We start from the raw sequence: 20,923 nt of genomic DNA, 5'->3' as shown, positions 1-20,923 counted from the left end.
CCACAGACCACTTGCAACACGCTTGTTGCAACGCCGTTGCACAGCAAAAATATGAAACAAATCGTTTAGAATAAAGCATGCGCCGCCCTCCCCAACCTCCGCTCGACCACCGCGACAAACCCGTCATCTGGACCGTCTCCGTCTCGCGGCTGTTCGACCTGTTCCGCGACATCACGCTCGAATACGACGACCTGGCGACGATCGAGCCGATCAACCTGGGCTTCGACGACGCCGTGCGCCACATCCGCGAACGCATGGCCACGGAGCGCTGCGACGCCGTCATTGCGGCCGGTTCCAACGGCGCCTACTTGAAAGGCCGGCTGTCGGTACCCGTCATCATCGCCAAGGCCAGCGGCTACGACGTGATGCAGGCGCTGGCGCGCGCGCGGCGCATCTCGCCGCACATCGGCGTCGTCACCTACCAGGACCCGATGCCGGAACTGGGCGAATTTGCCGCCACCTTCGGCTTCCAGATCGCGCAGCGCACCTACGCCACCGAGGAAGACGCGCGCGCGCAGATCAATGAACTGAAGGCCGAGGGCGTCAAAGCCGTCGTCGGCGCGGGCCTCGTCACCGACCTGGCCGAAGAAGCGGGCCTGGCCGCCGTCTTCGTGTATTCGGCCACGGCCATCCGGCGCGCCTTCGACGACGCGCTGGAACTGGCGCGCCTGACCCAGATCGAATCGAACCGGGGGCGGCGCGCGGTGGTGGCCGACACCCTGCGCGCGCGCCACGGCCTGCACGATTTGCGCGGCGAATCGGAGGCGATGGAAGCGCTGCGCCAGTCGGTGGTGCTGTATGCGCGGTCGCCGGCGACGGTCCTGATCCAGGGCGAGACGGGCAGCGGCAAGGAACTGGTGGCGCAGGCCATCCACCGGGAAAGCCCGCGCAGCCTGGGCGCGAACAGGCCCTTTATCGCCATCAATTGCGGCGCCATCGCCGAGTCCTTGCTGGAATCGGAACTGTTCGGCCACGAGGATGGGGCCTTCACGGGCGCGCGCCGGGGCGGCCATGCGGGGCTGTTCGAAGCGGCCAACCACGGCACCCTGTTCCTCGACGAAATCGGCGAAATGCCGCTGGCCCTGCAAACGCGGCTGCTGCGCGTGCTGGAAGAGCGCGAAGTGGTGCGCGTGGGCGGCACGCGGCCCATCGCCATCAACGTGCGCATCATCAGCGCCACGCATTGCGACCTGGAGCAGCGCATCCGCGAAGGACGCTTCCGCGCCGACCTGTTCTACCGCCTGGCCGTGCTGCGCCTGCATTTGCCCGCCTTGCGCGAACGCGCCAGCGACATTCCCGGCCTAGCCGAATGGTCACTGAAAAACGCGCTGGCCGCGCTGGGCGCCCGTCCGCACCCCAACCTGCACGCGGAAATCCAGGCTTGCGCGCCGCTGCTGCGCCGCTACGACTGGCCCGGCAACGTGCGCGAACTGCGCAACCTGGCCGAGCGCCTGGCCCTGTTCCTGGCAGCCGAACCGCTGCAGGCGCTGACGCCCGCCTTCGTGCTGGGCGTGGCGCCGGAACTGGCCAAGGCCGCAGGCACGCCGGCGCTGCCGCCGGCGCCTGCCGCCACCGCGCCGCCTCGCCTGGAAGACGAAAGTGCCAGCGCAGTGCTGGCGCGCTTCGGCGGACGCCGCGACGCCGCCGCCCACTACCTCGGCATCAGCCGCACCACGCTGTGGCGCCGCCTGCGCGTCGGCTGATTTTTCGGCCATACAAAAAACCGTGGACGGCAGGCCTCACCCGCACGATCTATGGCAGCGCGGCACGGGACACGGCGGCGCGGGCGGCACCAGCGGACTGCCTTGCACCAGGACGTGCCGTCCGCCGCCGACCTGCGCCATCACGAGCCGCACGGCTATCTGGTGCCACGCGTCAAGACTGCCGGCAGCCTGTAACGGAATTACTTGAGCGCGGGGATCGGCTGCGCCTGAAACGCGGGGCGCGGCTGCTCCTTGAGCTTTTTCGCCAGCATGTCGAGCGCCACGTCCAGCTGGCGGTCGCCGCCATTGAAGGTGGCGTGCGGCGGATTTTCCACCTCGACGTCCGGCACCACGCCCACGCCTTCGATCAGCCACTGGCCATCGATGCCGAACTGGCCGTTTTCCGCCACGCGCGCCATGCCGTTGTCGGCCAGGCGCGTATTGTCGCTGAGCCAGACGCCGGCGCCGGCCGTGCGCTTGCCTACCAGCGGCGCCAGTTTCAATGCCTTGATGCCGGCGGCGAAGGTCTCGCCATCGGAATACGTGAGTTCATCGACCAGCACGACCAGATGTCCGCGGAAGGTGTTCTGCATGTTCGACGATGGCTGCACGCCCGGCGGCGCCCAGTAGGCCCAGGCCTTGCGCAGCAGTTTTTCGATGATCCAGCTGTCGATATTGCCGCCGTTATTGCGCCGCACGTCGATGATCAGGCCTTCGCGGTTGATGTTGGCGTAAAAATCGCGCGCGAACGAGGCGATGTCGTTGGCGCCCATGGCGCGCAGATGCAGGTAGCCGATGCGCCCCTGCGAGGCGGCGGCCACCTGCTCGGCGCGGCTCAATTCCCAGTCGCCATAGCGCAGCGCCGTCTGTTTCGCCATGTTGACGGGCGTGACGATGACGGCGCGCGGCGCGCCCTTGCCATGACCGCGTTTGACCTGCAGCAGCACCTGCTTGTCGGCCTGGTTCAGCAGCAGGTCGCTGATGTCGCGCACGCCCAGGACGTCCTTGCCGTTGACGGCCGTGATCACGTCGCCCTCCTTCACATCCACTTCGGGCCGCGACAGCGGAGCGCGCGCCGAGGGCAGTTCCGCCTCGCTGCGGTAGACATGCTCGACCCGGTAGCCCTCGCTGGTGCGCGCCAGCACGGCGCCCAAGCCCGCCGGCGCGCCTTCCTGCTCCGTGCGGCGCAATTCACCGGGACGTATCTGCGAATGCAGGGCGCCCACTTCGGCCACCATCATGCCCAGCACGTCATTGAGCTCGGCCCGGTCCGTGACCCGCTCGACCAGCGGCGCATATTTATCGCGCGCCGCCTTCCAGTCCACGCCGCGCATCTTCGCGTCGTACAGGAAATCGCGGTGCAAGCGCCACGCGTCATTGAACATCTGCTTCCACTCCAGGCGCGGGTTCGACACGAACGTCCAGTCGTCGACTTTTACTTTCGCCTTCGACAGGTCGGACGGCAGCTTGGCGCCCGCCTCGATCACCAGCATTTCGCCCGGCCCCGTGGCCGCTGCGCTGGTTGCTGTCCTGTAATACAAATGCTTTTTATCCTGTGCCAGGTCGAATTCGCGCACATTGGCCACCAGCAGTTCCGGCTTGGAACCCGCATTGCCTATGGCCAGGGTTTTCAGGCTGAACTTGTTCTCGCCGCTGTCGCGCTCGAGGAAATACAGGCGCTTGTCATCGATGGCCAGCGCACTGTAATTGCCGGCCGCTAGCGGCACTTCGTACAGGCGCTCGGCCAGTCCCTTGAAGACGACGTCCGGCAGGGCGGCCGGCGTTTTCTTCACGGCCGACTTGCCGCCGGCCTTTTCCAATGCCTTTTCCGCCGCCGATTCGGCCGCCTTTTCATCGTCCGTTTCGGCCGGTTTCACTCCCGGACGGCTCAGTTCATCGTCGGGCTGGAACGGGAAACGGTTGCCCGGCTGCAGCGCCAGCGCATACACGCCGATGCGCTTGTCGAACACGGGGCCCATGTTGCGGTCGCCCCACGGCGAACCGTTGGCCAGCTGGAAATTGCGCGCCGACATGAAATACAGCCAGCGCCCGTCCGGCGAAAACACGGGCGAAGCGGAGGTATAGCGGTCGCTGGTGACGAACTGCAGCTGCTTCGATGCGAGGTTGTACAAGCCGATCTGCTCGCGCTGCTCGTTGCTGGCCACGCGCACGATGGCCAGGTTGCGGCTGTCGGGCGACCATTGCACTTCGTCGTGCTTGTCCACGCCCGCCTTGCCCGCGTCGTCGATCAGCTGGTTGCCCCTGGTGGCCAGGTCCAGCAGCCAGAAACGGCCCTTCTTGTCCGTGTGCGCCAGCCAGCGTCCGTCCGGCGACGGGTACAGCTTCCAGCGGTGATTATCTCCCTGCGTCGTCAGCTGCTCGCCCTTGCCCGAGCCATCGGCCGCGTACTTCCAGATTTCGTTTTCTCCGCTCGTGTCGACGATGGCGAACACGGATTTCTCGTCGCTGGAAAAGACGGCATCGCGCGCCCGCGCCCCGTCGGGAATGGCGATGTCGACTCTGCGCAGGCTGCCCGTGCCGGCGATGCTGACCTTGCCGCGCGCCGTCAGGATGATGCGCTCATCCTTGCCCGATAGCTGCACGTTCGAGAGGGTGTCGAGCGGCGAACGGATCTGGCGCGCGCGCTGCTGGTCGAAATCGGACACGAGGCTGATCGGCAATGGCGACGAGTCCGTCCCTGCCGCCAGGTCCAGCACCTGCAGGTCCGCGCCCAATTGATACACAATCTTGCCGTCGCCCAGCTGCGCGTTGCGCACGTCCCACTGCGTGTGGCTGGTCAACGCGCGGCGGTCGGAGCCGTCGGGCAGCATGCTCCACAGATTGTCGCTGCCGCCCTCGTCGCTGATGTAATAGATACGGCCCTGCCACCACATGGGGCGCTTGTTGTTGCCCGCCAAGACGCCGGCATCCGTGTGCATGCGCACGGCCTCGCCCTTGCCGTCGAGCTCATAGCGCCACAAGGTGGCATGCGCGCCGCCCCGGTAGTTGCGCACATTGTCATTCGTCATGGCCAGGCCGAAACGCGTGAAGAACAGCGTCTTGCCGGCGTCGTCGAGCACGGCGTCGTTGGCGTCGGCCACGGGAAACACGCGCCGCGTCTGTTTCACGGGATCGATGGCGGCGACGATGCGGCGCGAGGCGGGACCGTCCGTATTTTGCGTGCTGACCAGCACTTCGCCCTGCACCGTCCAGCCCAGCACCAGCACGCCGCCATTGTCAAAGGAAATACGGCGCGGCAAGCCGCCGGCCAGCGGCATCACATACGCTTCCTGCGCCCCCTCATAGGCGGCGGAAAACGCCAGCCACTGGCCGTCGCGCGAAATCGCCGCGTTCGTTTCATAGCCGGGATGCGTGGTCAGACGCTGGGCCGCGCCACCGCGCAGATTGCTTTTCCACAAATCGCCTTCGGCCGTGAAGACGACGGTATCGCCGCGCACGGCGGGAAAGCGGAAATAACTGCCGGCGGGCGCGGCAGCGGCGGCGTTGCCCAGCAAGCCGGCGGACAACAGGAGCAAGGAGAGATTGCGGGAAATTTTCATGTGGCATCCAGATAGCGGTCAGGTGGCATGGACATCATGTCGATACCGGACAGCAATTCTGGCATAACTACGACCAAAGAAAACCTTCTTAAAACCTTCTTTATTGTCCATAAAAACGTAAAAAAACCCGCGCCACTTGCGTGGGCGGGTTTTTTGTTGACGGTAGGAAGTTTATTCCACTTCCACCGTTTCCGGTGCTGCCGTCGGCGCCGCGTCTGGCGGTTCCGGGAATTCCAGCAAGACCTGGTCCTTGTCGTCGAGGTCGACGGTGACCCGTCCACCCGTGACCAGGCGGCCGAACAGCAGTTCGTCGGCCAGGGCCTTGCGGATCATGTCCTGGATCAAACGCGCCATCGGCCGCGCGCCCATCAGCGGATCGAAACCTTTCTTGCCGAGGAAAGCACGCAGCTTCTCGGTAAACACGGCTTCGACCTTTTTCTCGTGCAACTGTTCTTCCAGTTGCATCAGGAACTTGTCGACCACGCGCAGGATGATTTCCTGGTCCAGCGCGCGGAAACTGATGGTCGCGTCGATGCGGTTGCGGAACTCCGGCGTGAACATGCGCTTGATGTCGGCCATCTCGTCGCCGGCCTGCTTCGAATTGGTGAAGCCGATCGACGTCTTTTGCAAGCTTTCCGCGCCCGCATTCGTCGTCATGATGATGATCACGTTGCGGAAATCGGCTTTGCGGCCATTGTTGTCCGTCAAGGTACCGTGGTCCATCACTTGCAGCAGAATATTGAAAATGTCCGGATGGGCTTTTTCAATTTCATCGAGCAGCAAGACCGCGTGCGGCTTCTTGGTGATCGCTTCCGTCAGCAGGCCGCCCTGGTCGAAACCGACGTAGCCCGGCGGCGCGCCGATCAGGCGGCTGACGGCGTGGCGTTCCATGTATTCCGACATGTCGAAACGGATCAGCTCAATACCGAGGATGAAGGCCAATTGCTTGGCCACCTCGGTCTTGCCGACGCCGGTCGGACCGGAGAACAGGAAGGAGCCGATCGGCTTGTCCGTCTTGCCCAGGCCGGCACGGGCCATCTTGATGGCCGAGGCCAGCGCGTCGATGGCAGGATCTTGCCCGAACACGACATTGCGCAAGTCGCGGTCGATCGTCTGCAGCTTGCTGCGGTCGTCCTGGTTGACCGTTTGCGGCGGAATGCGCGCGATCTTGGCGATGATGTCCTCGATCTCGGCCTTGCCGATGGTTTTCTTTTGCTTCGACTTCGGCAGGATGCGCTGCGCCGCGCCCGCTTCATCGATGACGTCGATCGCCTTGTCGGGCAAATGGCGGTCGTTGATGAAGCGCGCCGCCAGTTCCGCCGCCGTCGACAGGGCCGAGGCCGAGTATTTCACGCCATGGTGCTCTTCGAAGCGCGACTTGAGGCCGCGCAAGATTTGCACGGTTTGCTCGACGGTCGGCTCGTTGACGTCCACTTTCTGGAAGCGGCGGGAGAGCGCATGGTCTTTCTCGAACACGCCGCGGAATTCCGTGTACGTGGTCGCGCCGATGCATTTCAGCTGACCATTCGCCAGTGCCGGTTTCAGCAGGTTGGACGCGTCCAGCGTGCCGCCCGAGGCCGAGCCCGCACCGATGATGGTGTGGATCTCGTCGATGAACAGGATGCCGTTCGGATTGTCTTTCAACTGTTTCAGCACGGCTTTCAGGCGCTGCTCGAAGTCGCCGCGGTATTTGGTTCCGGCCAGCAAGGCGCCCATGTCCAGCGAATACACGACGGCATTCTGCAGGATTTCCGGCACGTCGCTTTGCGTGATGCGGTAGGCCAGGCCTTCGGCGATGGCCGTCTTGCCCACGCCCGCCTCGCCGACCAGCAGCGGATTGTTCTTGCGGCGGCGGCACAGGATCTGGATCACGCGGTCGACTTCTTCCTCGCGCCCGATCAGCGGGTCGATCTTGCCTTCGGCAGCGGCCTTGTTCAGGTTTTGCGTGAACTGGTCGAGCGGGCTTTCCTTCGGCTGGCCGTCGACGGGCGCTTCTTCCACGCCTTCGGAGGCTTTCGCGCTTTCCGTCGACTGGTCCTTGCGCACGCCGTGCGAGATGAAATTGACCACGTCCAGGCGTGTCACGCCCTGCTGGTGCAGGTAGTAGACCGCATGCGAATCCTTTTCGCCGAAGATGGCCACCAGCACATTGGCGCCCGTGACTTCCTTCTTGCCGTTCGAGGCGGACTGGACGTGCATGATGGCGCGCTGAATCACGCGCTGGAAACCAAGCGTCGGCTGGGTGTCGACTTCGCCCGTGCCAGGCACGGTCGGCGTGTTATCGCCGATGAAATTGGTGAGGGTCTTGCGCAGGTCTTCTATATTGACCGCGCAGGCACGCAATACCTCGGCAGCGGAGGGATTGTCCAGCAGTGCCAGCAGTAAATGCTCAACCGTGATGAATTCGTGCCGTGCCTGCCGAGCTTCGACAAACGCCATGTGCAAACTTACTTCTAATTCCTGCGCAATCATACTTCCTCCATCACGCACTGCAGGGGGTGCCCCGCCTTGCGCGCATGCGTTAAAACGAACTCCACTTTGGTACACGCTATATCTTTAGAGAACACGCCGCACACTCCTTTGCCGTAGCGATGAACACTGAGCATGATTTGCGTCGCCGTTTCACGGTCCTTGTTGAAATACTCCTGAATGATGGCCACCACAAATTCCATCGGGGTGTAGTCGTCATTGAGCAAGGCTACCTGATAGAGCGGCGGCGGCTTCAGCACTTGCCGCTCCAGCAGGGTTTCTGAGTCGTGCTTGGTTGCCATACGCTTATTCTAATGCTTTCACAGTGGTTGTCATGCGCAATATCTACGCCTTTCCAATTGTTTTCAATCTTACGCGTTTTCTTAATAGTGCGCAGATGGCGACCTTGCTGTCAAAATCAAGAGTTGCTTTTTTGGTCGTCGTGAAGAATTTGTCAATATCGATGGAAAAGCGCTTGACTTCATTATTTATTCCGCCAACAATGCTGTATCGACTGTTGCAGTAATGTACAGCTTGATAAGAAGTGAGACGTCGAGGAGGGGGCAAGAAGCTTCTTGCTTTTATGGCTCGTGTGATTTGTTTTAATTTTGAAAGTTCTTTTTATGGCAACAGGTACAGTTAAGTGGTTCAATGATTCCAAAGGTTTTGGCTTCATCACTCCAGATGATGGCGGCGAAGATTTGTTTGCTCATTTCTCCGCAATCAACATGAACGGTTTCAAGACCCTCAAAGAAGGTCAAAAAGTTCAATTCGAAGTCACGCAAGGCCCTAAAGGCAAGCAAGCTTCCAACATCCAAGCAGCCTAAGCATCGCCGGCCCTCAGATGTGAAAAGCCCCGTTGTCAAACGGGGTTTTTTTTCGTCCGCAGGGTGCCCAGCACCCTGCCCCCGCTTATTACATGTGCTCGATCATCACGTCGCCGAAACCGGAACACGACACTTGCGTCGCGCCTTCCATCAGGCGGGCGAAATCGTAGGTGACGCGCTTCGAGGCGATCGACTTTTGCATCGAAGAAATGATCAGGTCGGCCGCTTCCAGCCAGCCCATGTGGCGCAGCATCATTTCCGCCGACAGGATCAGCGAACCGGGGTTCACGTAATCCTTGCCCGCGTACTTCGGCGCCGTGCCGTGCGTCGCTTCGAACATGGCGACGGAGTCGGACAGGTTCGCGCCCGGCGCGATGCCGATGCCGCCCACTTGCGCCGCCAGCGCGTCGGAAATGTAATCGCCGTTCAGATTCAGGGTGGCGATGACGCTGTATTCGGCCGGACGCAGCAAGATCTGTTGCAGGAACGCGTCAGCGATCGAATCCTTGACGATGATGTCGCGGCCCGTCTTCGGATTCTTGAACTTGCACCATGGGCCGCCATCGATCAGCTCGGCGCCGAATTCCTTTTGCGCCAGCGCATACGCCCAGTCGCGGAAACCGCCTTCCGTGTATTTCATGATGTTGCCTTTGTGCACGATCGTCACGGAAGGCTTGTCATTGTCGATCGCGTACTGGATGGCCTTGCGCACGAGGCGCTCCGTGCCTTCGATGGACACGGGCTTGATGCCCAGGCCCGACGTGGCCGGGAAGCGGATTTTCGTCACGCCCATTTCATTGACGAGGAAATCCATCAGTTTCTTCGCTTCGGGCGAGCCCTGCTGGTACTCGATGCCGGCGTAGATATCTTCCGAGTTTTCGCGGAAAATCACCATATCCGTCTTTTCCGGCTCTTTCACGGGCGATGGCACGCCCGTAAAATAGCGCACGGGACGCAGGCAGACGTACAGATCGAGCTGCTGGCGCAGGGCCACGTTCAGCGAGCGGATGCCGCCGCCGACGGGCGTCGTCAGCGGGCCCTTGATGGAGACCACGTAATCTTTCAGCACTTGCAAGGTTTCTTCCGGCAGCCACACATCGGGGCCGTACACATTCGTCGATTTCTCGCCCGCGTAGATTTCCATCCAGCTGATCTTGCGCGCGCCGCCGTAGGCCTTGGCCACGGCAGCGTCGATCACCTTGATCATGACCGGGCTGATATCGATGCCCGTGCCATCGCCTTCAATGAAGGGAACGATGGGATTATCTGGTACATTCAGCGAAAAATCGGCGTTGACGGTGATTTTTTGGCCGTCAGCAGGTACAGTGATATGTTGATACATCGTGATCTCCGAAGTGGGACACACCGCTGGCGGGTAACACGGGCCGGCGACGCGCTCTGCGGTTGCAGAGTTTACAAAAACAAGTCCGAACAGGGCGACAATAACGCACTTTAGCAGGGAAAGAACAGCCGGGCCATCCGCGGCGCCAAAGAACCTCGTTGCCATATCGCCTACGTCTTCTATAAGACATAAGACTAACGTTTCACATTATGCACCAGTATCTTACAGGGCGCCACGCTTTTGCGGCGCCGACCAGCAGCCACCCTCGTTTGCATCAATTTATCCAGCATGCCACTCATTCTCTTCAATAAACCATTCCAGGTCCTGTGCCAGTTTTCGCCGCAGGAAGGCCGCGCCACCCTGGCCGACCACCTCACCATTCCCGGCATCTATCCGGCCGGCCGGCTCGACGCCGACAGCGAAGGCTTGCTGCTGCTGACGGACGACGGCCGCCTGCAGCACGAGATCAGCCACCCGGACCGCAAAGAAGCGAAAACCTACCTGGTGCAGGTCGATGGCGTGCCCGACGAGGCCAGCCTGGCGCGCCTGCAGGCGCCGCTGGACCTGGGCGACTTCATCACCAAGCCGTGCAAGGCCGTGCGCATCGCCGAGCCCGACTGGCTGTGGCCGCGCAACCCGCCGATCCGCGCGCGCGCCGACAAGCCCACCTCTTGGCTGGCGATCACTTTGAAAGAAGGAAAAAACCGGCAAGTGCGGCGCATGACGGCGGCCGTCGGCCTGCCCACCCTGCGCCTGGTGCGCAGCGCCATCGGCCCGTTTTCTCTGGCCAGCCACCCGCTGATGCCCGGCGAATGGTGCGAAGTGCCGGCCGAGAACATTGGGAAAACGTGAACGGCACAAGAAAAACGGTTTTCCTTGCTAAAATTTTGCCAATAAGCACTATTTATTTTTAGATAATGCATTAAAATCATCTGACCTTCACATGACGGAAAGGAAAGATGATGACAAAAGTAATATTCACGCTGGCCGCCTCCCTGCTTGCCGGCGCCGCACTGGCCCAGTCGGGCGCCCAGGTGCACGCTTCCGCCGCGACCGATGCCGTCAAGCCGCCACCCGCATCGGCAGCCAGCCAGGCTTCGGCCGCCACCGATGCCAGCAAGCCCGTGCCGCCGGCGTCGGCTTCCGTCAACGCGTCCGCCGCGACGGACGCGTCGCGCCTGATTCCCCAGGCGCGCAAGACGAAGCAACCGGCCGCTGAAACAGGCAAGCCGGTGAAATAAAGGTCGTTCCCGGGGTGACGGCAGCGACTATGTTGCTGTCGCCCCACGCTTTTGGCGCGGCCAGACCGCATGCTTGACCAGGCGGCCGCCAGCATGGCTTAATCGCCGCTTCGCAGCCACCCATCCCGTCCCATGAAAAATCCCCTTCGCCGTCTCTGCCTGTCCATCGCCCTGCTGTCTTGCGCCAGCATGGTCCAGGCGCAAACAAAAAGCGTGCAGCTGTCGGCCGGCATGCATTTGATCCAGGCGGAAGTGGCGGCGACAGAAGAGCAACGCGAACAGGGGTTGATGTACCGTGAAAAAATGCCGGCGAATGCGGGCATGCTGTTTGTCTTTGGCAATCCTTCGACGCAATGCATGTGGATGAAAAACACGCCGCTGCCCCTGTCGGTGGCCTTTCTCGATGCCAGCGGCAAGATCGTCAACATCGAAGACATGCAGCCGCATACACTCGACAGCCATTGCTCCACGAAGACCGTGCCCGTGCGCTATGCGCTGGAAATGCACCTGGGCTGGTTCAAGCAAAAGAACATCAAGCCGGGCATGAGCATCGGCAACTTGCCAGCGCTGCGCTAGCCCGTGGCGGCCGGCAGCAAGGCGCTGCCGGAAAACGACTGCCGCGGATGGCCGAAAAAGCATGCGCGCACGCGAAAAAACCCGCCAGAACGAATCTGCGGGTTTTTGCTTTTCAACCAGTGCCAGCGTACCGGCACAGGCAAGGTCACCGTGGTGGCTTGCCTGCTGGCGAATATTAAGCGGACAGTGCTTTCAAAGCAGCTGCCAGACGGCTCTTATGGCGAGCTGCCTTGTTTTTGTGGATGATCTTCTTGTCAGCGATACGGTCGATGGTCGACACGGATGCCTGGAAGATTGCAGCAGCAGCTGCCTTGTCGCCGCCCTGGATCGCTTTGCGAGCAGCTTTGATAGCCGTGCGCAAGGTCGAACGTTGGGACGAATTGTGTGCGTTTTGCTTAACTGCTTGACGAGCGCGTTTGCGCGCTTGTGCGGTATTTGCCATGGAATTTCCTAAAACAGGGTCAAAGTGCGTTTGCAAACATTAGTGTTTGCCAACCGGTGCGTTCTGTGCGTCTGCCGAACCATGTGTGCCAAACCAGTGCCTGTCAAACATTAGTGTCTGCGTAACAGAATTCTGTACAGCCTTCGATTATAGCGATATTTTCAAGCGGGGGCAAATCAAAAAACCGTGTATCACGCCAAAAACACCTGAAAATGGGGCTGGCAAGGGCGAATGCGCAGCGAATCGGCAGCGTTTGTTACCATATTTTAAGCGTTTAACGGTACCGCGCCCGGCTATAATCTGCCCCCATGAACTTGCTTAAAACCCTCGCCGCCATTTCCAGCATGACCATGCTGTCCCGTGTAACCGGATTATTGCGCGAAAGCCTGTTCGCGCGCGCCTTTGGCGCCGGCGCCTACACGGACGCTTTCATTGTTGCCTTCCGCATCCCCAACCTGTTGCGCCGATTGTTTGCCGAGGGGGCGTTCTCGCAAGCCTTCGTGCCGATCTTGTCTGAATACAAGAACCAGCACGGCCAGGAAGCGAGCAAGCAATTGGCCGACCATGTGGCCACGACCCTCGTCTGGGCCACCCTGCTCGTGTCCGCCATCGGCATCGTCGGCGCACCGTGGTTCGTCTACGTGATCGCCACGGGCCTGTCCAAGGACCCGGGCGCTTTTGACGCGGCCGTGTGGATGACGCGGCTGATGTTCCCTTATATTACCTGCATGTCGTTCGTGGCCCTGGCCGGCGGCATCTTGAATACCTGGCGCGAATTCAAGATTCCCGCGTTCACGCCGGTGCTGCTGAACCTGTCCTTCATCGCCGCCTCGCTGTTCCTCGCGCCATACTTGAAACAGCCGATCTACGCCATGGCCATCGCCGTGTTCGCCGGCGGCCTGCTGCAGGTGGCCATCCAGATTCCCGCGCTGATCAAGATCGGCATGCTGCCGCGCCTGTCGCTCAATCCCGCCATCGGCCTGTCCGACGGCGGCGTGCGCCGCGTGCTGAAAAAGATGGGCCCGGCCGTGTTCGCCGTGTCTGCTGCGCAGATCAGCCTGATGATCAACACGAGCATCGCCTCGCGCCTGGCCGAAGGCAGTATTTCCTGGCTGTCGTATGCGGACCGCCTGATGGAGTTCCCGACCGCCATGCTGGGCGTGGCCCTGGGCACCATCTTGCTGCCCAGCCTGTCGAAAGCGAACGTGGACGGCGACAAGACGGAATACTCGGCCTTGCTGGACTGGGGCTTGCGCTTGACTTTCCTGCTGGCCCTGCCCGCCGCCGTCGGCATGGCGACCCTGGCCACGCCGCTGATCGCCACCCTCTTCCACTACGGCAAGTTCACGGCCGAATCCGTCACCATGTCGACGCAGCCGCTGGTGGCCTACAGCCTGGGCCTGATCGGCATCATCCTCGTCAAAACCCTGGCGCCCGCCTTCTATGCGCGCCAGGACATCCGCACGCCCGTGAAAATCGCCATCGGCGTGCTGATCGCCACGCAGCTGATGAATCTGCTGTTCGTGCCCTACATCGCCGTGGCCGGCCTGGCCCTGTCGATCGGCCTGGGCGCCTGCCTGAATGCCAGTTTCCTGTACTGGGGCTTGCGCAAGCGCGGCATCTACCAGCCGAAACCGGGCTGGGCCAAATTCTTCGCGCGCCTGCTGCCGGCACTCATCGTGATGGGCGGCGTGGCGTATGCTGGCGCCATGCGCATCGACTGGATCGCCATGCAAGCCCATCCGCTGCTGCGGGCCGGTGCCCTGGCCCTGGTGGTGGCCCTGTGCGGCGTGGCGTACTTTGCGACGTTATTTGCAGTTGGCTTCCGCTTCCGCGACTTCAAGCGCCACGCGTGACAAGCTGCGCAGGATGTTGTTGCCGGCGTCTCGCCGTACTCGCGTACTGTCTTCAACTTGGCACCTGGTCCTGCGCAGATTGCCCATATTGCGCAGGATGTTGTTGCCGGCGTAATGCCTTGCACAAATGATCCAGACGAAAAAAAACCCGCCGGAGCGGGTTTTTTTCATTGCAGCGAAAGCTTAAGCAGCTTTCTTGGCGCGGCGGCGTGCCACGGCGCCAACCAATGCCAGGCCGCCCAGCAGCATGCCATAGGTTTCTGGTTCTGGTACTGGCAGGGCCGAAACCGTGCCTACGTACTGAACATTTTTCACCAGGGTCAGACCCGTGACTTGCACCGTGTAGGTGCCAGCGGCCAATTCGCCTGCCCAGCTCAGATTCTGGATACCGCTAGCCGTGCTCTTGGCCAGGTCGCCATAGCCGACCAGGGTCGCGGCGAAATCCTTGATCGCGCCGTTAGCAACGGAGAACGTTTGCAGTGCACCGAACGAAGTCGACGATGGAGCCAGCAACTGGAAGGTCCACGAATCATTGATCTGCGAATTGATCGCGAACTTGGTCGTGAAAGCCGACAGGGTATCGGAACCGGCTGGGTCCAGAATGCCCAGGTCGTAGGTTGCTGCCGACGCGCTGAACGATGCTGCTGCCATGATGCCTGCAGCGATAAATTTCAATTTCATAGCTTATCCCTTAAAAAGTAATTTATGGCTGCAATACGCAGACCACCAATAGTTTATTAGTACCGGAAGTACTGAACAGAATGGTAACATAATTGCATTGAATTACTTATAAATTTTTTATCTAAGTTTCACCGCTGATAACTATTTTCAAAATGAACTATTTGCCGGCATCTATGAATTTCCAAGGAAAAATAGTTACCGACGCATACATTTATTTTTCCCATGTTTTAAGGTAAAAACATCTATTCGGCAGTGTTTTCGGCGGAATTTTGCGGTTCAAGCTGTTCATCTGGTTCTGGGGGCGTTTGTTCTTGCGGTGGGGTAACAGGGCGAAAAAACAACGGTGACGCGGGCAAGGCGGGCGCGATACCGTCCTCATCACTCGCTGGCACAGCTGCCGGTCCCGCAGACGGCACGGATGACACCCGTGCATCGACCATGAAGCGCCATTCCGAGAAATGCGCCTTGCCTTCGAAGCCGGCAAACCGGGCCTCGAAGTTGCCAACCTTTAATGGCGCAGCCTGGGACAGGCTGTACACGCCGATGATGCCGTTGCTGCCCGGCTGACACAGCAAGCCCCACTCGGCGCGGCCCGTGATGGGATCGACAAACAACTTGCGCAGGTGCCGGCGCAGCTGGGGCGTACGGGGATCGCGCAGCAAGGCGGCCAGGGTCGGCGGCTGTTGCGGCTGGCCCGGCGGCGTGGCCGCCGCATAACTGTACAGGGCGTCTGAAAACTGCGCGCCGATATCGAGCAATTCCTGCTCGGCCGCCTGGCGCTGCAGCAAGGAGCCCATCTTCAGCCCGGCCGCCCCTACCAGGCCAAGAATAGCCACCAGAATGATCAGGCCCAGGTAAGTAAAACCGCGCTGGCGGCGCGCAGAACGGTACATGGCCGCTACCAGTCGGCGAACGGCACGCCGCTGCGGTCCTTGCCGGGCGCGCCGCTTTTCACGTCATACACCTGGCCCGGCGTGTCGTCCGGTGGCGGCACGATCAGCCAGCTGCTGTCGCTGTCCGTGATGGGATCGATGGGCATGGCGCGCAGATATTTCTTTTCCACCAGTTGCTCCAGCGAATCGGGGTAGCGCCCCGTATCGCCGTGGAACTGGTCAATGGTGGTGCGCAGGTTGCGCAAGTTATCCGCCAGCACGGTTTCCTTCGCCTTGTCGAGACTGGGAAAGTAGCGCGGCACGGCCAGGGTCAGCAGCAGCGCCACGATGCCGAGCACCACCAGCAATTCGATCAGGGTAAAGCCGCGCCTGCGGCGTGGAGCGTTTTCAGCGGGCATGGTTCACCATAAACGGTAAGGCACGTTGTTCAAGCCCGTCTTGCCGGACGTGCAATACACATCGTAGACATCGTCGCCCTCGCGCGGCTCGGCCGCTTCGCTGGCGTAGCTGCGCTTGCCCCACGTTTGCGCATCGCTCAGACCAGCGTCGCCGTTGAACGGGTCGCGCGGCACGCGGCGCAGGAAAAACAGTTTACTGCGCTTCGGGTTGCGCTGGTCCGGCACGCCCTCGACCAGCAGTTCCAGGCTTTTCGGATAACCGCTGGCGTCGGGCGCGCGCAGGATGCGGCCCTCGTCGCCAGCCCGTTTATAGGCGTCGAGCCCCTGGCGGATGTCGCGCAGCGCGCGCCGCAATTCCTGCTCCTGGCGCCGCTGCATCGTCACCTGCGTGACGGGGATCACCAGGGTGGCCAGCACGCCCAGGATGGCCAGGGTCACCAGCAGTTCGATCAGGGTGAATCCGCCCTGCGCGCGCGTCACGCTCATTTGGCGGGCGGCGGCACCACCGGCACCGGCTGGCTCGACGACAGCGGCAAGGGTGCCGCCTGCAGCGGTACGGGCTGGCCCGACGATATCGGCAAAGGCGACGCGGCCGGCTCGGGCGACGGCGCCACTTCCGGCGCCGCCACGCTCTGCGGCAAGGTCGATGGCACCTGGCCCGGCGTCATCATCGGCTGCGCCGGCGCCGGCTGCATGCCGACGGCCGACGGGCCGGAACGCACGATGACCGTGCCCGGCATCTGCGTGGGCGCCTTGGCCGCCATGTCGGGACGGCGGCGGAAGCTGCCTTCCGTGCCGGCCGAGAATTCCGATTCCTTCGCTTCCGGACGCTGCACGGTGCGCACCAGGTGCGGCGTGATCGACAGCACGATTTCCGTCTTCTGGCTGTCGTCCTTGCTGCTGCCGAACAGCCGTCCCAGCACGGGGATGTCGCCCAGGCCCGGCACCTTGTTGCCCGAGCTGCGCTCTTCATTGTTGATCAGGCCAGCCAGCACCTGGTTTTCGCCATCCTTCAGTTGCAGCATGGTCGAGGCCTGGCGCGTGCCGATCTGGTACAGGGTCGAGCCGCTGCGGGTGGTGGTGGCCGCCCCCAGGTTGCTCACTTCGAGCGAGATGCGGATACCCACCTCATTGTTCAAATAGATGGTCGGCTCGGCGTTCACCGTCAGGCCCACGTCCAGGTAGCTGATCGACTCGGAAGCGAAGCCGCCCGTGCCCGGCGAAATCGTGGTGGTCACCACGGGCACCCTGTCGCCGATGACGAACTTCGCCTTTTCCCGGTTGCGCACGCGGATGCGCGGATTGGCCAGGATATTCGCGTCGCCATCCGTCTTCTTGGCATTCGCCGTCACGGACAGGTCGCTCACGCCGATGGTGCGCTGGTTCAGGTTATTCAGGTCGTTGATGGTCAGCCCCACGCCGCCCGAGGTGGAAAGTGGCGTCAGGGTCAGGCTCGATGGCCAGGCCACGCCCAGTTCCATCAGGCGGCTGCGCTTGACTTCGAGGATTTCCAGTTCCAGCACCACTTCCGCCTCGGGCACGTCCTGCAGCGCGATCAGGCGCTCGGCCAGGCGGATCGCCTCGGGCGTGTCGCGCACGATGACGAGGTTGAGCTTTTCATCGGCCACCACGTCGCGCGTCTTCAAAATCGTCTTGAGCGTGTTGGCCACCTGCTTGGCATCCGCGTTCGCCAGGAAGAAGGTTTTCACCAGCACTTCCTGGTACTCCTTCAATTTTGCCGCCACGTTCGGGTAGATCAAAATCGTGTTCGCATCCATCACCTGCTGCTCCAGCTGGTTCGTCACCAGCAGGAAGTAGACGGCCGATTCCACCGTGCTGTTTTTCAGGAAGATCGAGGTTTTCGCGTCCGCCTTGACGTCCTTGTCGAAGACGAAATTGAGGCCTGAGCGGCGCGCGATCAGCTCGAACACCTGTTTTAACGGCGCGTCGCGGAACTCGATCGTGATCGGCTGCTTGTACGATTTGGCCAGGCCCGATTCGGCCACGGGCGGCGCCGTTTTTTCATCGACCTCGCGCAGCAGCGCGCGCGCGCCGGCGTGATTCGGCTGCTCCGTGAGGATGGCGTTCAGGCGCTGGCGCGCGGGGTCGTAGCGCTTGGCGTCGAGATCCTTCTGCGCTTCGGCCAGCAGCTTGCCCTGGCGCTGCTCGCGTTCGAGCGCGCGCAAGCCGCTGCTGGCGCGTTCGTTCTGCGCATCGATTTCCAGCACGCTCATGAAGGAGGTGCGCGCCAGGTCGCCTTGTCCCGCCTGCGCCTGGCGCTCGGCCTGCTGCAAGCGGCTGCTGGTCGCCCGTTCGCGCGCCTGCAGATACGCGCTGCGGTATTGCGCGTTGCCGGGGTCCTGCTGCAGCGCCTCCTGCAGTTTTTGCAGGCCGGCCGGGATCTGATCTTGCGCAATCAGCTCGCGCCCGTCGCGGTAAGCTTGCTGCCCCGCGCAGCCGGACAGCAGCACCAGCAACGCCAGCAAAGGCGCCGGTGAAAAGGAACGAGACATCACTCGAGTACTCCAATGTTGAGCTGCTGAACCTGGTTCAACGGCAGATAGGTGAGCGTCATGACGGGCGGCGCGATCGTCACGACCTTGTAGGCGCCATCGATGACGGTATTGGCGCGCACGATATACGTCTTGTCGGCGCGCGACAAAAACACTTCCCAGGCGCCGTCGGCGGCCGCCTTGCCCAGGTAGACGAAGGGCAGCGGCGGCGCCGTCGGCGGCGGTGGCGGCGGCGCAGCCGTCACCGCCATTTTCGGCGGCGGCGGATTCCAGTTCTGGCTCTGGAAGACAGCGCCGGCGCCGCCAAAGGTGTCACCATCCTCGCCCGCCACTTCGCTGCGCGGCAGCAGGGCCAGGATGGCCGGCTGCGCTGCCTCCGCTTTGCCGGCCGGCTTACGCGCGGGCGCGACGGCCCGCTCCACCGCCTCGGCCACGTCGGCCACGGGCTGACGCTCGCCGAACAGCAGCAAGGCGCCCGCGCCCAGCACGCCGGCCAGCATGAGCCAATGGCGCGGGGTCATGGTGTTTCTCCCGCAACGCGAGGCGTATCGCTCAGATAGAAGGTCAGGCGCAGGCGCGCTTCGAGTTGCGTATCGGCGATCTGCTCGCGGCGAAAACTCAGTTCGTCGAGCGAGGCAAAGGGGACGGCGCGCAGCGCCTGCAGCGCGAACTGCCACACGGCCGCGTAACTGCCCTTCAGCGGCAAGGTCACCTGCCAGGTGGCGACACGGCTGGCCTTGTCGTAACCGCTCTTGTATTCGCCCTGCGTCAGCAGCAAGCCGTTTTTCGCGGCCAGGTCGAACAGCTGCTTGACCTGCTGCTCCGCGTGGCGCTGCTGCCCCAGGGCGGCATAAAAACGGGCCAGGTTCTCGCTGGCCGTCGCCGGCGGCGCCGGGGCCGCCACGGCCAGCGCTGGCTGCGGCAAGGGCCGCGCTTCCAGCCGCGCCGCCACGGCGCGCTGCTGCCAGGCCCATGCCCAGGCGGCAATCCCCAGTGCGAGCAGAAGCACGGCCAGGCAGGCGGGCACGCCCAGGCGACGCAGCAGCAGTTGCGCGCGCAGGCGCAAGATATTGATATCGATGGCCATCATGGCGTGCCCCACTGCGCTTGAAGCTGGAAGCGCAAGGGTTTGTTCGGATCGAGCGCGTTGATTTCATGGCGCAGCAGCTGCACGCGGGAGCCGAACAGCTCCTGCTGCTTCAATTGCGCGATATAGGCCACCATGGCGTCGCTGCCGGTCGTTTCGGCCGTGATCTTCAGCACCCGCTTGCGCGCGTCCGGCTCCAGCGCCAGCAGCGCGATGGCGGGCGGCGTGGCGCTGGCCAGCGCATCCTGCAGGTCGCGCCACGGCAGGTTCAATTGCAGGATGGCCGCATTCACGGCCGCCGCCTGCGCCGGTGCGATGGCCATTTGCGGCGCAGGCGCCGGGCCCAGCGTGGCGGCCAGCACGCGTTGCTGCGCGCGCTGCAACTGCCCCTCGCGCAGCTGCTGGCGCTGCAGCGCAGCGCTGCCGCTGTACGCCGCCGTGACGACCAGCACCATGCCCAGCGCCCCCGTGCCCCATGCCCAGGCGGGCACGCGGTGCAGGCTGCGGCGCCAATTCGGCGGCGCGAAATCGATATCGAGACGCGTCATGCCACGCCTCCGCTGCAGGCCAGCCGACCGGCCGGCGACAAGGCGCCTTCCCCGTCCGGCGTGGAAAAAACCTGGCAGTGGAACTCTTTTGTCGGCGTCAGCCATGCGGGCGGCGGCGCGCCGCACAGCTGCAGCAGCGCCGGCGCGGCCACGCCTTGCAGCAGCGCCTCGCGCGCCAGCGTCTGCACCAGCCAGTCCCTGCCGGCACCAGGCGGCACGGGCAGCGCGCGCACGGCGCACAGGCGGCCATCGTGCCGCACGCCCAGGGTCAAGGCGTTTTCCTGCAACTGGCCGAACCAGGCGCCCGGTTTCAATGCGCCGTGCCAGCGGTTCCAGTGGCGCGCAAATTGCGGCGTAATAAAAATCAGAGCCAGCTTGCGGTCGGCCGCCACGCGCGTCAGCTGCGCCAGCAACGCACGGGGCACGGCGCAGAAAAACGGCACGCGCGCATCCCAGGCACTGCTGCTGTGCCACAGGCCGGGCGCATCGCCATACAGCGACTGGAAGCGCAGCGCGGCGGCCGCCTCGATGTCGGCCAGACGCGCGGCGCCCTGTGGCAGGTCCACCTGCCACAGGCGCGCCAAAGCGTCGTCGAGCACCACGGACAGGGGCCAGCCCGCGTATTGGTCCGCCGGCAGCAGCCGCTCCAGCAACTGCGCCAGCGCCTGGCCCAGGGCGGAAAAATCGCCATGCAGGCCATGAGTGACGTCCGGCACATACGCGGTTTCGCCCAACGGCGTCCAGGCGGGCGCGCGCCAGCGGCTGCCGCGCCACAAGCTCAAGCCAT

The 20,923-nt window shown here is 62.9% G+C and carries 20 protein-coding genes; 6 read left to right on the top strand and 14 right to left on the bottom strand.

The window, feature by feature from the left end:
* Positions 1-77: 77 nt before the first annotated feature.
* Entirely contained in the window at positions 78-1,703 is a 1,626-nt protein-coding gene (prpR, locus tag JAB4_RS09235; protein WP_070300395.1) for a propionate catabolism operon regulatory protein PrpR, read from the top strand.
* Between the two features lie 200 nt (positions 1,704-1,903).
* Here the strand turns inward: prpR and JAB4_RS09230 are convergent, their stop codons facing one another.
* From JAB4_RS09230 to clpS, 3 genes are all read right to left on the bottom strand, one after another.
* A complete protein-coding gene (locus JAB4_RS09230) occupies positions 1,904-5,263 on the bottom strand; it encodes a S41 family peptidase (RefSeq protein ID WP_070221391.1) in 3,360 nt (1,119 codons plus the stop codon).
* A 171-nt stretch (positions 5,264-5,434) separates the two neighbouring features.
* Positions 5,435-7,735, bottom strand: a complete 2,301-nt coding sequence (gene clpA / locus JAB4_RS09225; protein WP_034751575.1) for an ATP-dependent Clp protease ATP-binding subunit ClpA — start codon at positions 7,733-7,735, stop codon at positions 5,435-5,437.
* Positions 7,732-8,034, bottom strand: coding sequence for an ATP-dependent Clp protease adapter ClpS (clpS, locus tag JAB4_RS09220; RefSeq protein WP_070221390.1), 303 nt, complete (start codon positions 8,032-8,034; stop codon positions 7,732-7,734). Before clpS ends, clpA begins: the two co-directional genes overlap by 4 nt.
* A 321-nt stretch (positions 8,035-8,355) precedes the next feature.
* Here clpS and JAB4_RS09215 point away from each other — a divergent pair, with 321 nt between their 5' ends.
* A complete protein-coding gene (locus JAB4_RS09215) occupies positions 8,356-8,559 on the top strand; it encodes a cold-shock protein (protein ID WP_010395943.1) in 204 nt (67 codons plus the stop codon).
* A gap of 88 nt (positions 8,560-8,647) precedes the next feature.
* On the opposite strand, the gene icd is transcribed toward JAB4_RS09215, so the two are convergent.
* A complete protein-coding gene (icd, locus tag JAB4_RS09210; protein WP_070221389.1) occupies positions 8,648-9,901 on the bottom strand; it encodes an NADP-dependent isocitrate dehydrogenase in 1,254 nt (417 codons plus the stop codon).
* A gap of 288 nt (positions 9,902-10,189) precedes the next feature.
* Here icd and JAB4_RS09205 point away from each other — a divergent pair, with 288 nt between their 5' ends.
* From JAB4_RS09205 to JAB4_RS09195, 3 genes are all read left to right on the top strand, one after another.
* Positions 10,190-10,753, top strand: coding sequence for a pseudouridine synthase (locus JAB4_RS09205; protein WP_070221388.1), 564 nt, complete (start codon positions 10,190-10,192; stop codon positions 10,751-10,753).
* 107 nt (positions 10,754-10,860) lie between these two features.
* Positions 10,861-11,142 carry a hypothetical protein gene (locus tag JAB4_RS09200; RefSeq protein WP_139143060.1) on the top strand — a complete coding sequence of 94 codons (282 nt, stop codon included), beginning with the start codon at positions 10,861-10,863 and terminating at the stop codon, positions 11,140-11,142.
* Between the two features lie 132 nt (positions 11,143-11,274).
* Positions 11,275-11,718 (top strand): DUF192 domain-containing protein, encoded by a 444-nt coding sequence (locus tag JAB4_RS09195; protein WP_070221386.1) that lies wholly within the window; start codon positions 11,275-11,277, stop codon positions 11,716-11,718.
* 175 nt (positions 11,719-11,893) lie between these two features.
* On the opposite strand, the gene rpsT is transcribed toward JAB4_RS09195, so the two are convergent.
* A complete protein-coding gene (gene rpsT / locus JAB4_RS09190; protein WP_010395935.1) occupies positions 11,894-12,160 on the bottom strand; it encodes a 30S ribosomal protein S20 in 267 nt (88 codons plus the stop codon).
* A 308-nt stretch (positions 12,161-12,468) separates the two neighbouring features.
* Between rpsT and murJ the strand changes: the two genes are divergently transcribed.
* Positions 12,469-14,016 (top strand): murein biosynthesis integral membrane protein MurJ, encoded by a 1,548-nt coding sequence (gene murJ / locus JAB4_RS09185; RefSeq protein ID WP_070221385.1) that lies wholly within the window; start codon positions 12,469-12,471, stop codon positions 14,014-14,016.
* 183 nt (positions 14,017-14,199) lie between these two features.
* Here murJ and JAB4_RS09180 read toward each other — a convergent pair whose 3' ends face one another.
* The 9 genes from JAB4_RS09180 to JAB4_RS09140 form a co-directional block, all read right to left on the bottom strand.
* Positions 14,200-14,697 (bottom strand): FxDxF family PEP-CTERM protein, encoded by a 498-nt coding sequence (locus JAB4_RS09180; RefSeq protein ID WP_070221384.1) that lies wholly within the window; start codon positions 14,695-14,697, stop codon positions 14,200-14,202.
* A 242-nt stretch (positions 14,698-14,939) separates the two neighbouring features.
* The gene (locus tag JAB4_RS09175; RefSeq protein WP_070221383.1) at positions 14,940-15,590 is read right to left on the bottom strand and encodes a type II secretion system protein; all 651 of its coding nucleotides are present in this window, start codon (positions 15,588-15,590) and stop codon (positions 14,940-14,942) included.
* A 5-nt stretch (positions 15,591-15,595) separates the two neighbouring features.
* Positions 15,596-15,988 (bottom strand): type II secretion system protein, encoded by a 393-nt coding sequence (locus JAB4_RS09170; RefSeq protein ID WP_070221382.1) that lies wholly within the window; start codon positions 15,986-15,988, stop codon positions 15,596-15,598.
* A gap of 3 nt (positions 15,989-15,991) precedes the next feature.
* The gene (locus tag JAB4_RS09165) at positions 15,992-16,474 is read right to left on the bottom strand and encodes a type II secretion system protein (RefSeq protein ID WP_070221381.1); all 483 of its coding nucleotides are present in this window, start codon (positions 16,472-16,474) and stop codon (positions 15,992-15,994) included.
* The gene (locus tag JAB4_RS09160) at positions 16,471-18,501 is read right to left on the bottom strand and encodes a secretin N-terminal domain-containing protein (protein ID WP_070221380.1); all 2,031 of its coding nucleotides are present in this window, start codon (positions 18,499-18,501) and stop codon (positions 16,471-16,473) included. The genes JAB4_RS09165 and JAB4_RS09160 overlap by 4 nt, the downstream gene beginning before the upstream one ends.
* Positions 18,501-19,022 carry a hypothetical protein gene (locus tag JAB4_RS09155; RefSeq protein WP_070308447.1) on the bottom strand — a complete coding sequence of 174 codons (522 nt, stop codon included), beginning with the start codon at positions 19,020-19,022 and terminating at the stop codon, positions 18,501-18,503. The genes JAB4_RS09160 and JAB4_RS09155 overlap by 1 nt, the downstream gene beginning before the upstream one ends.
* The gene (locus JAB4_RS09150; RefSeq protein WP_070224737.1) at positions 19,019-19,591 is read right to left on the bottom strand and encodes a hypothetical protein; all 573 of its coding nucleotides are present in this window, start codon (positions 19,589-19,591) and stop codon (positions 19,019-19,021) included. Before JAB4_RS09150 ends, JAB4_RS09155 begins: the two co-directional genes overlap by 4 nt.
* On the bottom strand, positions 19,588-20,136 hold the full coding sequence (locus JAB4_RS09145; protein ID WP_070224738.1) for a hypothetical protein: 549 nt from the start codon (positions 20,134-20,136) through the stop codon (positions 19,588-19,590). Before JAB4_RS09145 ends, JAB4_RS09150 begins: the two co-directional genes overlap by 4 nt.
* Complete coding sequence (locus tag JAB4_RS09140) at positions 20,133-20,918, bottom strand: hypothetical protein (RefSeq protein ID WP_139143673.1); 786 nt, start codon at positions 20,916-20,918, stop codon at positions 20,133-20,135. The genes JAB4_RS09145 and JAB4_RS09140 overlap by 4 nt, the downstream gene beginning before the upstream one ends.
* Positions 20,919-20,923: the final 5 nt, after the last annotated feature.

The sequence above is a fragment of the Janthinobacterium sp. HH102 genome, assembly GCF_001758625.2.
Taxonomy (GTDB): Bacteria; Pseudomonadota; Gammaproteobacteria; order Burkholderiales; family Burkholderiaceae_D; genus Janthinobacterium.
Note: the sequence above shows the minus strand (reverse complement) of the source record. Positions and strands in the feature narration are given on the sequence as shown.